The 13,158-nt window shown below is 59.9% G+C and carries 14 protein-coding genes; 10 read left to right on the top strand and 4 right to left on the bottom strand.

The features are described from left to right. Window positions 1-179 precede the first annotated feature (179 nt). The 3 genes from B5M06_RS12360 to xseA all read right to left on the bottom strand — a co-directional run bounded on the left by B5M06_RS12360 (window position 180) and on the right by xseA (window position 4,871). The gene (locus B5M06_RS12360; RefSeq protein ID WP_054067696.1) at window positions 180-2,417 is read right to left on the bottom strand and encodes an NADP-dependent isocitrate dehydrogenase; all 2,238 of its coding nucleotides are present in this window, start codon (window positions 2,415-2,417) and stop codon (window positions 180-182) included. A 360-nt stretch (window positions 2,418-2,777) separates the two neighbouring features. After that, window positions 2,778-3,362 (bottom strand): superoxide dismutase, encoded by a 585-nt coding sequence (locus tag B5M06_RS12355; RefSeq protein ID WP_054067695.1) that lies wholly within the window; start codon window positions 3,360-3,362, stop codon window positions 2,778-2,780. Between the two features lie 189 nt (window positions 3,363-3,551). Continuing rightward, on the bottom strand, window positions 3,552-4,871 hold the full coding sequence (gene xseA, locus B5M06_RS12350) for an exodeoxyribonuclease VII large subunit (RefSeq protein WP_054067694.1): 1,320 nt from the start codon (window positions 4,869-4,871) through the stop codon (window positions 3,552-3,554). A gap of 200 nt (window positions 4,872-5,071) precedes the next feature. On the opposite strand from xseA, the gene B5M06_RS12345 reads away from it, so the two are divergent. From B5M06_RS12345 to adk, 6 genes are all read left to right on the top strand, one after another. After that, a complete protein-coding gene (locus B5M06_RS12345; protein WP_054067693.1) occupies window positions 5,072-5,704 on the top strand; it encodes a MotA/TolQ/ExbB proton channel family protein in 633 nt (210 codons plus the stop codon). 25 nt (window positions 5,705-5,729) lie between these two features. Then, a complete protein-coding gene (locus tag B5M06_RS12340; RefSeq protein WP_054067751.1) occupies window positions 5,730-6,155 on the top strand; it encodes an ExbD/TolR family protein in 426 nt (141 codons plus the stop codon). A gap of 7 nt (window positions 6,156-6,162) precedes the next feature. After that, a complete protein-coding gene (lpxK, locus tag B5M06_RS12335; RefSeq protein ID WP_054067692.1) occupies window positions 6,163-7,182 on the top strand; it encodes a tetraacyldisaccharide 4'-kinase in 1,020 nt (339 codons plus the stop codon). 21 nt (window positions 7,183-7,203) lie between these two features. Beyond that, window positions 7,204-7,386, top strand: a complete 183-nt coding sequence (locus tag B5M06_RS12330; protein ID WP_054067691.1) for a Trm112 family protein — start codon at window positions 7,204-7,206, stop codon at window positions 7,384-7,386. Between the two features lie 5 nt (window positions 7,387-7,391). Continuing rightward, window positions 7,392-8,153 carry a 3-deoxy-manno-octulosonate cytidylyltransferase gene (gene kdsB / locus B5M06_RS12325; RefSeq protein WP_054067690.1) on the top strand — a complete coding sequence of 254 codons (762 nt, stop codon included), beginning with the start codon at window positions 7,392-7,394 and terminating at the stop codon, window positions 8,151-8,153. 403 nt (window positions 8,154-8,556) lie between these two features. Then, on the top strand, window positions 8,557-9,213 hold the full coding sequence (gene adk, locus B5M06_RS12320; RefSeq protein WP_054067689.1) for an adenylate kinase: 657 nt from the start codon (window positions 8,557-8,559) through the stop codon (window positions 9,211-9,213). 57 nt (window positions 9,214-9,270) lie between these two features. On the opposite strand, the gene B5M06_RS12315 is transcribed toward adk, so the two are convergent. Beyond that, on the bottom strand, window positions 9,271-10,248 hold the full coding sequence (locus B5M06_RS12315; RefSeq protein ID WP_054067688.1) for an asparaginase: 978 nt from the start codon (window positions 10,246-10,248) through the stop codon (window positions 9,271-9,273). A gap of 68 nt (window positions 10,249-10,316) precedes the next feature. Between B5M06_RS12315 and lexA the strand changes: the two genes are divergently transcribed. From lexA to B5M06_RS12300, 4 genes are all read left to right on the top strand, one after another. After that, a complete protein-coding gene (gene lexA / locus B5M06_RS12310; protein WP_054067687.1) occupies window positions 10,317-10,988 on the top strand; it encodes a transcriptional repressor LexA in 672 nt (223 codons plus the stop codon). A gap of 103 nt (window positions 10,989-11,091) precedes the next feature. Next, window positions 11,092-11,316, top strand: coding sequence for a hypothetical protein (locus B5M06_RS12305; RefSeq protein ID WP_054067686.1), 225 nt, complete (start codon window positions 11,092-11,094; stop codon window positions 11,314-11,316). A 39-nt stretch (window positions 11,317-11,355) separates the two neighbouring features. After that, a complete protein-coding gene (locus B5M06_RS17045; protein ID WP_162777467.1) occupies window positions 11,356-11,520 on the top strand; it encodes a hypothetical protein in 165 nt (54 codons plus the stop codon). A gap of 559 nt (window positions 11,521-12,079) precedes the next feature. Next, window positions 12,080-13,108, top strand: a complete 1,029-nt coding sequence (locus B5M06_RS12300; protein ID WP_054067685.1) for an ABC transporter substrate-binding protein — start codon at window positions 12,080-12,082, stop codon at window positions 13,106-13,108. Window positions 13,109-13,158 lie beyond the last annotated feature (50 nt).

Genomic DNA, 13,158 nt, shown 5'->3' with positions numbered 1-13,158 from the left:
ACCACAGCACAGCCACCAAGGCAAAACACAAAAAAAGAGAGCTGCTTGCGCTTGATTTACAAGGTTTTCAGATACTTTTCGCTCTGAAAACCAGTAAATATCTGCGCAAGCAGCTCTTGTTTTTCATGATCTGCAGCCGGGTCTGGCTACAGATCATGCAGCTTCAGGTGATCAAACGATCAGGCCTTCAGCAACTCCACCACTTTGTTGAAGGTGGTGCTGGGGCGCATCACAGCGTCCAGCTTGGACAGCTCAGGCAGGTAGTAGCCACCGATGTCGGCTGGCTTGCCCTGCACAGCCAGCAGCTCCTGCACGATCTTGGCTTCGTTCTCTGCCAGGTACTTGGCAATGGAGGTGAACTTGGCAGCCAGTTCCGCGTCTTCGGTCTGCTCGGCCAGCGCCTGTGCCCAGAACAGGGTCAGGTAGAACTGCGAGCCACGGTTGTCGATCTGACCCACCTTGCGCGAAGGCGACTTGTTTTCGTCCAGCAGACGGCCGGTAGCCTGGTCCAGGGTCTTGGCCAGCAGCTTGGCGCGGGCATTGTTTTCCTTGATGCCCAGGTCTTCCAGCGACACGGCCAGCGCCAGGAATTCACCCAGCGAGTCCCAGCGCAGGAAGTTTTCTTCCACCAGCTGCTGCACGTGCTTGGGCGCAGAGCCGCCTGCACCGGTTTCGTACATGCCGCCGCCAGCCATCAGAGGCACGATGGACAGCATCTTGGCCGATGTACCCAGTTCCATGATGGGGAACAGGTCGGTCAGGTAGTCGCGCAGGATGTTGCCGGTCACGGAGATGGTGTCCAGACCGCGCACCACGCGCTCCAGGGTGTAGCGCATGGCGCGCACCTGGCTCATGATCTGGATGTCCAGACCGGTGGTGTCGTGATCCTTCAGGTACTTTTCCACCTTCTTGATCAGCTCTGCTTCGTGGGGACGATAGGGATCCAGCCAGAACACAGCAGGCATGCCGGAGTTGCGGGCACGGGTCACGGCCAGCTTCACCCAGTCACGGATGGCTGCGTCCTTGACCTGGCACATGCGCCAGATGTCGCCAGCTTCCACGTTCTGGGACAGCAGCACTTCACCGGTTTCGATGTCCACGATGTTGGCCACGCCGTCTTCGGAGATTTCGAAAGTCTTGTCGTGCGAGCCATATTCCTCAGCCTTTTGTGCCATCAGGCCCACGTTAGGCACGGTGCCCATGGTCTTGGGGTCGAAGTTGCCGTGCCACTTGCAGAAGTTGATCATCTCCTGATAAATACGGGCAAAGGTCGACTCAGGCATCACGGCCTTGCAGTCGTACTGCTTGCCGTCAGCGCCCCACATCTTGCCGCCAGCGCGAATCATGGCAGGCATGGAAGCGTCCACAATCACGTCGTTGGGCGAGTGGAAGTTGGTGATGCCCTTGGCAGAGTCCACCATGGCCAGCGCAGGACGGTGTTCCTGGCAGGCGTGCAGGTCGCGGATGATTTCTTCGCGCTTGGAAGCAGGCAGGGTCTCGATCTTTTCGTAGAGCGTAGCCATGCCGTTGTTGACGTTGATGCCCAGCTCGTCAAACAGCTTGCCGTGCTTCTCGAAAGCTTCCTTGTAGTAGATCTTCACGCAGTGACCGAACACGATGGGGTGCGAAACCTTCATCATGGTGGCCTTCACGTGCAGTGAGAACAGGATGCCAGCTTCCTTGCAGTCTTCCAGTTCCTTTTCGTAGAAGTCGCACAGCGCCTTCTTGCTCATGAACATGGAGTCGATGATCTCGCCATCCAGCAGCGCCACCTTCTCCTTGAGCACGATGGTCTTGCCAGACTTGGTCTCCAGCACCATCTTCACGTTGCGCGCCTTGTCCAGCGTCAGCGACTTTTCGCCGTGATAGAAGTCGCCTTCGTGCATGTGGGACACGTGGGTCTGCGACCATGGTTTCCACTCACCCATGGAGTGGGGATGCTTGCGGGCATAGTTCTTCACCGCGGCAGGCGCGCGGCGGTCAGAGTTACCTTCGCGCAGCACGGGGTTCACAGCCGAGCCCAGGCACTTGGAGTAGCGAGCCTTGATTTCCTTTTCCTGCTCGTTGGTGGGCTGGTCAGGATAGTCGGGCACGTTGTAGCCCTTGGCCTGCAATTCCTTGATGGCAGCAGTCAGCTGGGCCACGGACGCCGAGATGTTGGGCAGCTTGATGATGTTGGCATCAGGCTCCAGCGTCTTCTTGCCCAGTTCGGACAGCGAGTTGGGCACGCGCTGCTCTTCCGTCAGATAGTCTGGGAATTCACCCAGAATGCGCGCAGCGACCGAGATGTCGCTGGTTTCGACATTCACGCCAGCGGTGGAAGCAAAAGCTTGCACAACGGGCAAGAATGCACTGGTGGCCAGACGGGGAGCTTCATCCGTCAGGGTGTAGATGATGGTGGATTGCTGAGTTGTCATCTTCTTGCTTTTGGCTCGATGGATTGCAGGGATGTGGATAGGCACCAAGGCCTGCTCCCGACAGGGTCGCCCGCTGTGGTGCTTGGCTCCTGATTGGCATGAAATGCAAGGTCAGAAATTTCGCATGCTTAAAGCGGACTCCCACTATGCAAAATTCTAACCCTTGATCCACACTTTTTATCAAGTCTTGTACAAGAGTTGATCAAAAACTCTTCTATAAGACTTAGATTGACGCCAGCATGTTTTCATGCTTGCCAGGCCCAATCTACCAGTGACGCAAAAGAAAAGCCCACGGGCTTTCACCAGTGGGCTTGGGCCGACCTCATGATCGGCGTTGACAGCGATCTGTCAGGCAGAGGCTCAGGCTGCGAAGTTTTCTTCCGCGAACTTCCAGTTCACCAGGTTGTTCAGGAAGGCTTCCAGGAACTTGGGACGGGCATTGCGGTAGTCAATGTAGTAAGCGTGTTCCCACACGTCCACAGTGATCAGAGGCTTCTTGCCGTCAACCAGAGGGTTGCCCGCAGCGCCGGTGTTCACGATTTCCACGGAACCGTCGGCGTTCTTGACCAGCCATGTCCAGCCGGAGCCGAAGTTGCCAGCAGCAGACTTGGCAAACTCAGCCTTGAAGTTATCGAAGCTGCCGAACTTGGCATTGATGGCGTCAGCCAGCGCGCCAGCAGGAGCGCCGCCGCCGTTGGGAGTCAGGCACTTCCAGAAGAAGCTGTGGTTCCAGTGCTGGGCAGCGTTGTTGTAGATACCGCCGGAGGACTTCAGAACGATTTCTTCCAGAGACAGGTTTTCAAACTCTGTACCCTTGATCAGGTTGTTCAGGTTCACCACATAGGTGTTGTGGTGCTTACCATGGTGGTATTCAAAAGTTTCTTTGCTGTAGTGGGGCTCCAGAGCGTCGATGGCGTAAGGCAGCTGTGGCAGGGTATGTTCCATTTTTGAATCCTCGTGGTGGTTGAAATTCTTGAAAAGTGACCGCCATACATGGGCGCTTTCGGCAAACAGGCTCAACACGTGTTTTGACCTGGCGCAATGCATGGCTCGTATTCCATTGTAGGAACAAGCCAAGCGCATTGCAGCCTAAAAGGCGTACTTTCTCCAAGCGCTTTGCACGCACGGCAAGGCTTACAGCAGCTTGGGCTGGGTCACGGTCACGTCCAGACTACCATCCGCCACCATGGCTTTCAATGGCGTGCCCACAGGGGCCTGGTCTACGCTGGCCACCACTTTCCCTTCCTGCGTCGTGAGCACGCTGTAGCCACGCTCGAGCACACGCTGCGGATTGAGCAGCTCCATGCGCACGCTCAGCTGCTGCAGCCATTCACGGCTGCGCTCCAGGCGGCGCATGGTTTTTTGCTTCAAATCTCCCTCCAGCGCTTGGTATGTCTGCCCCTGCTGCTGCACTTTCATGAGTAAGCCATGGCGTGTACGCTGCCCCAGCTGTGACAGCTGCAGGCGCTGCTGCGCCAGTTTCTGGCTGGGCCTGCCCAGGCGCTGCGCAGCCACATCGAGGCGCTGTGCGTGCCGGTCCAGCTGACGCAGCAAGGCAGACTGCATGCGCTCTTGCAGCAGATCCAGCCCATCGAGCCATGCCTGGCGTGGCTGCGCCACCAGCTCTGCCGCCGCCGTCGGCGTAGGCGCGCGCAAGTCAGCGCAAAAATCGGCAATGGTGAAGTCGGTCTCGTGCCCCACCCCGCTGATCAGCGGCACCGGGCTTTGCACAATGGTGCGCGCCACCTGTTCATCGTTAAAGGCCCACAGGTCTTCCATGGAGCCACCACCGCGCACCAGCAAGATCACATCGATGTCAGGCACACCGGGCTCGCCCTTGCGCTGTGCCAGTGCATACAGCTGCTGCAGCGCCTGCACGATGGAAGCGGGAGCCTCTGCGCCCTGCACCAGCGAGGGCACAATCAGCACCGGAATATGCGGCACGCGTCGGCGTAAGGCGGTTGCCACGTCATGCAGGGCTGCTGCGCCCAGCGAAGTCACCACACCAATGCCTTTGGGCATGACGGGCAGGGCACGCTTGCGCTGCGCATCAAACAGCCCTTCGGCTTCCAGTTGGGCTTTGAGGCGCAGAAACTGCTCAAACCACGCGCCCTGCCCTGCACGCTGCAGGCTGTCGACGATGAGCTGCAGGTCACCGCGCTGCTCGTACACGCCCAGCTTGCCACGCACCTCCACCAGCTCACCATCGCGGGGCATGAAGTCCAGCGCCATGGCAGCGCGGCGGAACATGGCGCAGCGCAGCTGACCGGCGGCATCCTTGATATTGAAGTAGCAGTGGCCACTGCCTGCGCGCGAAAAGCCAGTGATCTCACCACGCACAGAGACCGGGTTAAAGCGGGCCTCCAGACTGTCAGCAATGGCGCGGCACAACGCACCTACCTCCCAGACGCGGGAGCCAGCCGTCACCGCAGCAGTGTGATCAAAGAAAGACATGAGAGGCCAACCAATTCCCAAATAGTCCACATCGCGCAGACAAGGCTGAAAACAACAACACAGCACGGCAGCAAGCGCTTAAGCTTTGACGCTCGCAAAAGACGCAAAGACGCCAGCGCTGCAATCTCCAAAGGGGTGCAGGGGCTGCGCGATAATGCAAAGCTTGCACGCTCACAACAACACAAGCACGGGAGAAAAAGTTGCTGTCGATCATACAGGCCGCTGGCTGGCCCATCTGGCCCCTTATTGCATGTTCCATCCTCGCTCTAGCCTTGATTTTTGAGCGCTTCATGTCATTGAAGACGGCGCGCGTGGCGCCGCCCCAGTTGTTGGATGAGGCTATTACCGTCTCCAAGGACCGCCTGCCCTCTAACGAAGTGATTCAGCAGCTGGCACAAAACAGCGCACTGGGTGAAGTACTGGCCAGTGGCATGCAGCAGCTCAGCGCCCACCCTCACAGCTCAGAAGAAGACCTGCGTGCGCGCATGGAAGGCGCAGGTCGCGCCGTGGCGCACCGCCTGGAAAAATACCTGGGCGCACTGGCCACCATCGCCTCTGCCGCGCCCTTGCTGGGCCTGCTGGGCACGGTGATCGGCATGATTGAAATCTTTGGCTCACAGGCTGGCGGTGGTGCGGTCGGCACGGGCAACCCTGCACAGCTGGCCCACGGTATTTCCATCGCGCTGTACAACACGGCATTTGGTCTGATCGTGGCCATTCCCGCGCTGATCTTCTGGAAGTACTTCCGCGCTCGTGTGGATGCCTACCTGCTGCAGCTGGAGCTGGCCAGCGAGCAGTTTGTGCGCCACCTCAACCGCCTGCGCAGCAAGTAAAGCAAAGGCAAGGCACACCATGGCCATGAATTTCCGCCCTCGCCGCTCGGAAGCGCCAGAGATCAATCTGATCCCCTTCATCGACGTGCTGCTGGTGATCCTCATCTTTCTGATGCTCACCACCACCTACAGCAAGTTCACGGAGCTGGAGCTGACCCTGCCTACGGCCGATACCACGCAAATGCGTGACCGCCCCCGGGAGGTCATCATCTCCATCGCCGCCGATGGCCGCTACGCCGTGGACAAGACCGCGCTGGAAGACCGCTCCGTGGAAGCTATTGCCAGCGCGCTGGTGGGCGCCGCACCTGCGGGCGCTGAGAGCATCGTCATCATCAGCGCAGATGCATCGGCACCGCACCAGTCCGTGGTCTCTGCCATGGAAGCCGCGCGCCGCGCAGGGCTGACGCAAATCACTTTCGCGACCCAGTCCACAGCAGGCAGCGGCCAGTAAGCCCGGCATGTCCTCCCCTGCACACCACAGCACCAGCTCTGAACGGCTGCGCCGCATCTGGCGCAGCCGCGGCCCTGCTGCCTGGGCTTTGCTGCCACTGGCCGGTCTGTACGCAGCGCTGTCCGGGCTGCAGCGCAAGCTGTACGCCTGGGGCATCAAGTCCGCTGAACACCCGGGTGTGCCCACCATCGTGATTGGCAATGTGATTGCCGGTGGCGCAGGCAAAACGCCCGTTACGCTTGCCACCGTGGAGCATCTGCGCGCCCGGGGAGTGCAGGTGGGCATCATCTCGCGCGGCTATGGCCGCAAGAGCACACAGTGCCAGCAGGCCACGCCCGAGTCCTCACCAGAAGCTGTGGGCGATGAACCCCTGCTGATGGCGCGTAGCAGCGGCGTTCCCGTGTTTGTGGCGCAGCGCCGCATCGAGGCTGCACGCGCCCTGCTACAGGCCTATCCAGCCACACAGGCACTGGTCTGTGACGATGGACTGCAGCACCTGGCCCTGCAGCGCGATGTGGAAGTCTGCGTCTTTAACAACGAAGGCATTGGCAATGGCTGGCTGCTGCCCGCAGGCCCTTTGCGTGAACCGTGGCCGCGCAAGGTATCTGCCGTGCTGCACACCGGCGCACTGCCCGCACACACGCCTGCCAGCACCCCCAGCTTTGGGCTGCAGCGCCAGCTTGCCTCCTATGCCATCAATCAACTCGGCGAGCGCATGCCGCTGGATGCGCTGCGCAGCCAGCCGCTGCATGCCGTAGCAGGCATTGCCCGGCCTGAGGATTTCTTCCACATGCTGCAGGCCGCTGGCTTGTCACTGCACAGCACCGAAGCTTTGCCTGACCACTACAATTTTGAAAGCTGGCAGCGCCCGACTGATGAGCGTCTTGCCGTGATTTGCACAGAAAAAGATGCCGCCAAAATCTGGCAGCATCTGCCCCATGCCTGGGCCGTCCCCCTGCAAGCGCAGGTGGAATCCGGGTATTTCGATCTGCTGGATCGTCTGCTGTGCCTATCATCCACCCATTAAGAACACAACTGCGACACCGCCATGGATCCCAAACTGCTTGAACTCTTGGTCTGCCCCGTCACCAAAGGCCCACTGCGCTTTGACAAAGAACGCCAGGAGCTGATCTCCCAGAGCGCACGTCTGGCCTATCCCGTGCGTGACGGCATGCCCATCCTGCTCGAAAACGAGGCCCGTCCTCTGGAAGACAGCGAGCTGGAAGGGTAAGCGCCATGGCGTTCATCGTATTGGTTCCGGCACGCCTGGCCTCCAGCCGCCTGCCTAACAAGCCGCTGGCAGATATTGCCGGGCTGCCCATGGTCGTGCGCGTAGCCATGCAGGCGCGCCAGAGCGCGGCAGCCCGCGTGGTTGTCGCTGCCGACAGCGATGCCATCGTGCAGGCCTGCGCCGCCCATGGTGTGGAAGCCGTGCTCACGCGCGCTGACCACCCCAGCGGCAGCGACCGTCTGGCTGAAGCCTGCGAAAAACTGGGCCTCAGCGGTGAAGATATGGTGGTCAATGTGCAAGGTGACGAGCCATTGATCGACCCCGCGCTGATCGATGCCGTGGCCCAGGTGCTGGCTCAGGCACCGCAGGCCAGCATGGGCACAGCCGCCCACCCCATCGCCAGCCGGGATGAATACCTGAACCCCAACGTGGTCAAAGTGGTCTGCAACGCTGCGGGTCTGGCCAGCTATTTCAGCCGTGCCCCCATTCCCTTTCACCGCGACCGCGCCAGCGAGCAGTGGTGGAGTGCAGACAGCAGCTTTACCCCGCTGCGCCACATCGGCATATACGCATACAAGGCAGGGTTTTTGCGCCAGTTTCCACAGCTCACGCCTGCGCCCACGGAGCAGACAGAGTCGCTGGAGCAGCTGCGCGCACTATGGCATGGTCACCAGATTGCCGTGCATATCACGCAGCAGGCCCCGGGCGCTGGCGTGGACACACCCGAAGATCTGGAACGCGTACGTGCCCACTTCCAGCATGACTAAGGCTTTCATATTTCAGTAATTTCTGAAATATTCAATTAAAATAGGAGCAGTTACCGCTTGCTGCTTCTATGTTTGCAAAACATTTGTTTTGCAAACCGTGTAAAAACTAGCGCAAGCCGCTCTCTTTTTTGATAGTTGCTTGCCGCTGTCATGGCTTTTCATCGGCGGATGAGAAAACCCTGACCTATACCCGATACGCATCACAGCAAGCACCCCAATGCATAGTTGTCAAGCGCCTGCGATGGCCGCACGAAAACAGCCTGCCCGTGCAAATTGGCCGCGCTGTAAGCCCCTGACAAGGCCGTGCGTGCTATCCTTGAGCGGATAACGTGCGGCTGCCGCCTGCTTTTTCCATCTGAAAAAGCCCCGCTCCGCCAAGAATTTCTACATATCGAGGATCTCCATGAAACTGATTTTGTTGGGCGCACCCGGCGCCGGCAAGGGCACGCAAGCCGCCTTCATCTGCAAGAAGTTCGGCATCCCCCAGATCTCTACCGGTGACATGCTGCGTGCTGCCGTCAAGGCTGGCACTCCTCTGGGCCTGCAAGCCAAGGCCGTGATGGAAGCTGGTCAGCTCGTGAGCGACGACCTGATCATCAACCTGGTCAAGGAACGCATTGCGCAGGCTGACTGCGCCAACGGTTTCCTGTTCGACGGCTTCCCCCGCACCATCCCCCAAGCTGACGCCATGAAGGCTGCTGGCGTGGATCTGGACTACGTGCTGGAAATCGACGTGCCTTTTGAAGCCATCATCGAGCGCATGAGCGGTCGCCGCTCGCACCCCGCTTCGGGCCGTACCTACCACGTCAAGTTCAACCCACCCCAGGTGGAAGGCAAGGACGACGTGACTGGCGAGCCTCTGGTGCAGCGCGACGACGACAAGGAAGAAACCGTCAAGAAGCGTCTGGACGTGTACAGCAGCCAGACCCGCCCTCTGGTGGACTACTATCAGAACTGGGCCAAGGAAGAGCCTGCCAAGGCTCCCAAGTACCGTTCCATCAGCGGCATGGGCAGTGTGGATGAAATCACCGCTCGCGTCTTTGCTGCACTGGACGCCTGATCCTCTGCGTGACACGCATTTGCAAAGCTGCCCTCGGGCAGCTTTTTTCATGCCTGTCTACAGGCTGTGTGGCGCTTGCTGCAGCAACGCCAGCATCAGGCTGATGCGCGCCTTGACGGGGCTGAGTGCCACCACATTGGCATCTCGCTCACCATCGGCCAGCACAATCACACCTTGCTCACAGCGCGTGCAGCGCCACACTGGCACGCCCTGCGCCACGGCGCGCTGCAATGCCTCCAGCAGGCGCTGGTGGATAGAACCATTGCCCGTACCTGCCACCACCAGGCCCTGAACCCCTGCAGCCACCAGTGCATCCACAGCTTCTGGCCGCGCCAGCGCAGTGCTGGTGACGATTTCCACCCACGGCCACTGGGCAGCAGGCCTATCCCAGACTGCAGCCGGTAGAGCCTGCTTCACAGTGCATGCCTGTGGCTGCAGCTCAGAAGCCCAGCGCACACGCCCTTCTTCCACCCAGCCTGCAGGCCCTTGCGCACCCGAGGCGAATGCGTTGACACGATAAGGATGCACCTTGCGCACCCACTGCGCACTGTAAATTTCTCCCACGGCGGTCATCCATACCCCTGCCACACTGCTGGCGGCACAGATCAGCGCATCCCGCAAATTCGCAGGACCATCGGCAGAAAGCGCGGTGGCCGGGCGCATGGCGCAGGTCAGCACCACAGGCTTGGCTGGCTGCAGTGCCAGCTGCAGAAACCACGCGGTTTCTTCCAGCGTGTCTGTGCCATGGGTAATGACGATGCCTGCCACATCCTCCTGTGCCAGCCACTTCTGGCAGGCCTGCGCCAGCTGCTGCCAGGTCTGCACATCCATGTCTTTGCTGTCGAGCTGTGCGACCTGCTCTACCTCCAGCGCAAAGTGCTCCTGCAAGGCCAGCTGTGCAATGGGCTGTAGCAGCTCAGCAACACCAATTTGCCCCGCCTTGTAGCCCACGCTGCCGCCCATGGCTGCGCCCTGGCCTGCAATCGTCCCCCCGGTCCCCAGGACCACGATTTTTCTTGTTGCTAACACTTGCATCCCTTATGGAACTGGTTAAAAATACAGGTACTGGATAAACACACAGTTATCCTTTCTGAAGGACAGGCATGGAGCACACCACACTCACCCCCCGGCAACAGCAAATTTTGGACCTCATCCAGGACGCCATTGCACGCACGGGCGCACCACCCACCCGTGCAGAAATCGCACGCACCCTCGGTTTTAAATCGGCCAACGCCGCAGAAGAACACCTCAAGGCCCTGGCACGCAAGGGCGTGCTGGAGCTGGTCAGTGGTACCTCGCGTGGCATTCGCCTGGTCAGCGACACCGTGCGCCGCATCAATGCCGCACGTGGCACCCACTTTGATCTGCCCATGCCTGAGATGCAGCCCATGCTGCTGCCTCTGGTAGGCCGCGTGGCTGCTGGCTCACCCATTTTGGCGCAAGAACATATTGACCAGAGCTTTGCGGTGGAAAGCAGCATGTTCCCCACCAAGCCTGACTACCTGCTGCGCGTGCGCGGCATGTCCATGCGCGATGCGGGCATCCTGGACGGCGACTTGCTGGCCGTCAAAACCACGCACGAAGCACGCAATGGCCAGATCGTTGTCGCCCGTCTGGGCGATGAGGTCACCGTCAAGCGCCTGCAGAAAACGCCCCATGGCATTGAGCTGCACCCAGAGAACCCGGACTACCCCGTCATCCACGTCCGCCAGGAAGAAAGCTTTGCGATTGAAGGTCTGGCCGTTGGTCTGATCCGCAACAGCCTCCAGCTCTAAACCGCCACCCGCTCCTTTTTCCCGTTTTGCCATGCTGCGCACACGCGCCGCAGGGAGAGTTTTTGCCTGCTCTAGCCTGTCCTCTGCTTCTCAGGAGACCACCATGTCCATGACTTTCTGCCAGCTGCCTATGTCTCGCATCACCACGGCCACCATGGCCAGCAATGAGGCGCACTTCTTGCCTCAGGCGCTGCCCCACAACGTGCGCCTGCTGCGCCGTGCCCACGACCCGGATCGCACCCGCTTTGTCATGAGCGGTCGGCTGTCAGACGTCTGCGCTGCTTTGGAACAACTGGCAGAGCAGGAGCAGCGTAATGTCTGTCTGTAGCGCAGGTACTGTGTGTACCTGACACAAGGAGCTCGCAGCATGAACACGCCAGACACTCCAAAGCCACGCCAGCCCGTGCAACCCAGCACTGGTGGACTGCTGGGCCGCCACTTCACCTACCGCCCCGCGGCACAGACCGATGTCCGCGTGACCTGGGAGCGGGCCAAAAAACAGTCGCCCCACCCGCAGCCGCCTGCACGCTAGCCGTCCTGCACTGCAGGCTGCCAAAGATGTGAGACAGCCGTCTCGGCCTGCCACGCAAGCGCCCACCTCCCCCCTTCAGAACAGCCGTGCGCGCCCATGAGAGCGCTACTGGCGCAGGCGGAACGACCACAACGCAGATCAGGCGCAGATCATCCACACCACCTCACAGCGGGGTTGCACAACTGCTTCAATCAGCCTGCCAACACCTGAATACATAGCAGCCAGCGCCTATGTATGAATGATTTCAGGCTCAAAACTATCTAAAACCCTGTTTTTACGAGCGCTAGCTGCTATTTATTTTTAAGCATTCGCTATCCACAACGGTAAGCGACGTGCACACATACCAGCGCTCCCAAGTATCTGTACCTCCACAGCGCTTCAAAACAGTGCATGCCATCACACTGACTGCACCAGTACAGACCAGCTGCGCAAGCAACATACAAAAACTGCATACAAAAAGCAGGCATAGCTTTTGCTGAATCTGGAGACCCAACACTGCCGCCAGCACCTCCATACCGTGCTGCGGCTGTTTTGACCACCACATACATCGGGAGTCTCCATGCACAAACGCACTTTCTTGCAAGCAACCGCTGCACTGGCGCTGGCTGGCAGCTTTGGCCTCGCTCATGCCCAAAGCACGCCCATCAAGTTTCTGCTGGACTGGCGCTTTGAAGGGCCTTCAGCCCTGTTCCTGCAGCCTGCCGCCAAGGGTTACTTCAAACAGGCGGGGCTGGATGTATCGATTGACGCAGGCAGCGGTTCGGGCGCAGCCGTGCAGCGTGTGGCCTCTGGCACCTACGACATGGGCTTTGCCGACATGGCTTCGCTCATGGAGTTCCATGCCAACAACCCGGATGCACCCAACAAGCCCGTGGCCGTCATGGTGGTCTACAACAACACCCCTGCCGCCGTCATGGCACTGAAGAAAAGCGGCATCCAGACAGCAGCAGATCTGAGCGGCAAAAAAATGGGCGCGCCCGTGTTTGATGCAGGCCGCAAAGCCTTTCCCACCTTTGCCAAGGCCAACCAGGTCAGTGATGTGACCTGGATTTCCATGGACCCACCGCTGCGCGAGACCATGCTGGTGCGCGGTGACGTAGATGCCATCACCGGCTTTACCTTCACCAGCCTGCTCAATCTGGAAGCGCGTGGCGTCAAGGCCGAAGACGTGGTGCTCATGCAGTATGCCGACCACGGCGTCAAGCACTACGGCAACGTCATCATCGCCCACCCCAAGTTGATTGAACAAAACCCGCAGGCGATCAAGCAGTTCCTGGCTGCTTTCACCAAGGGCGCAGGGGAAGTCATTGCCAACCCCGCAGACGCCATCCAGCACGTCAAAGCACGCGATGGCATTGTGAACACGGGCCTGGAAACCCGCCGCCTGCAACTGGCCATTGACACCGTGGTCAACAGCGCCGATGCGCACCAGGATGGCTTTGGCCGCCTGAACCCCGGCCGCCTTGCGCTGATGGCCTCTGAAGTGTCTGACGCCTATGGCACCAAGACCCGCATTGACCCCAAGGTTGTGTGGAACGACAGCTTCCTGCCTGCAGCCGCCGAGCTGGACATCCTGCCCCAGAAGTAAGCCCCTAACCCCGGTCTCCACGTGCCTTGTGCAGGTGGAGACCCTGAGCA

The sequence above is a fragment of the Comamonas kerstersii genome (genome assembly GCF_002056725.1).
GTDB classification, from domain to species: domain Bacteria; phylum Pseudomonadota; class Gammaproteobacteria; order Burkholderiales; family Burkholderiaceae_C; genus Comamonas; species Comamonas kerstersii.
The sequence above is the reverse complement of the archived record's forward strand: the minus strand, read 5'-3'. Positions and strand labels throughout refer to the sequence as shown.

What these genes read in the sequence shown, in the direction of transcription:
- lexA (WP_054067687.1), top strand. Translation starts at nt 10,317, where the DNA reads ATGGAGCACACCACACTCACCCCCCGGCAACAGCAAATTTTGGACCTC.
- lpxK (WP_054067692.1), top strand. Translation starts at nt 6,163, where the DNA reads ATGTCCTCCCCTGCACACCACAGCACCAGCTCTGAACGGCTGCGCCGC.
- B5M06_RS12355 (WP_054067695.1), bottom strand. Translation starts at nt 3,362, where the DNA reads ATGGAACATACCCTGCCACAGCTGCCTTACGCCATCGACGCTCTGGAG.
- B5M06_RS12330 (WP_054067691.1), top strand. Translation starts at nt 7,204, where the DNA reads ATGGATCCCAAACTGCTTGAACTCTTGGTCTGCCCCGTCACCAAAGGC.
- B5M06_RS12315 (WP_054067688.1), bottom strand. Translation starts at nt 10,248, where the DNA reads ATGCAAGTGTTAGCAACAAGAAAAATCGTGGTCCTGGGGACCGGGGGG.
- kdsB (WP_054067690.1), top strand. Translation starts at nt 7,392, where the DNA reads ATGGCGTTCATCGTATTGGTTCCGGCACGCCTGGCCTCCAGCCGCCTG.
- B5M06_RS12305 (WP_054067686.1), top strand. Translation starts at nt 11,092, where the DNA reads ATGTCCATGACTTTCTGCCAGCTGCCTATGTCTCGCATCACCACGGCC.
- B5M06_RS17045 (WP_162777467.1), top strand. Translation starts at nt 11,356, where the DNA reads ATGAACACGCCAGACACTCCAAAGCCACGCCAGCCCGTGCAACCCAGC.
- adk (WP_054067689.1), top strand. Translation starts at nt 8,557, where the DNA reads ATGAAACTGATTTTGTTGGGCGCACCCGGCGCCGGCAAGGGCACGCAA.
- B5M06_RS12340 (WP_054067751.1), top strand. Translation starts at nt 5,730, where the DNA reads ATGAATTTCCGCCCTCGCCGCTCGGAAGCGCCAGAGATCAATCTGATC.
- xseA (WP_054067694.1), bottom strand. Translation starts at nt 4,871, where the DNA reads ATGTCTTTCTTTGATCACACTGCTGCGGTGACGGCTGGCTCCCGCGTC.
- B5M06_RS12300 (WP_054067685.1), top strand. Translation starts at nt 12,080, where the DNA reads ATGCACAAACGCACTTTCTTGCAAGCAACCGCTGCACTGGCGCTGGCT.
- B5M06_RS12360 (WP_054067696.1), bottom strand. Translation starts at nt 2,417, where the DNA reads ATGACAACTCAGCAATCCACCATCATCTACACCCTGACGGATGAAGCT.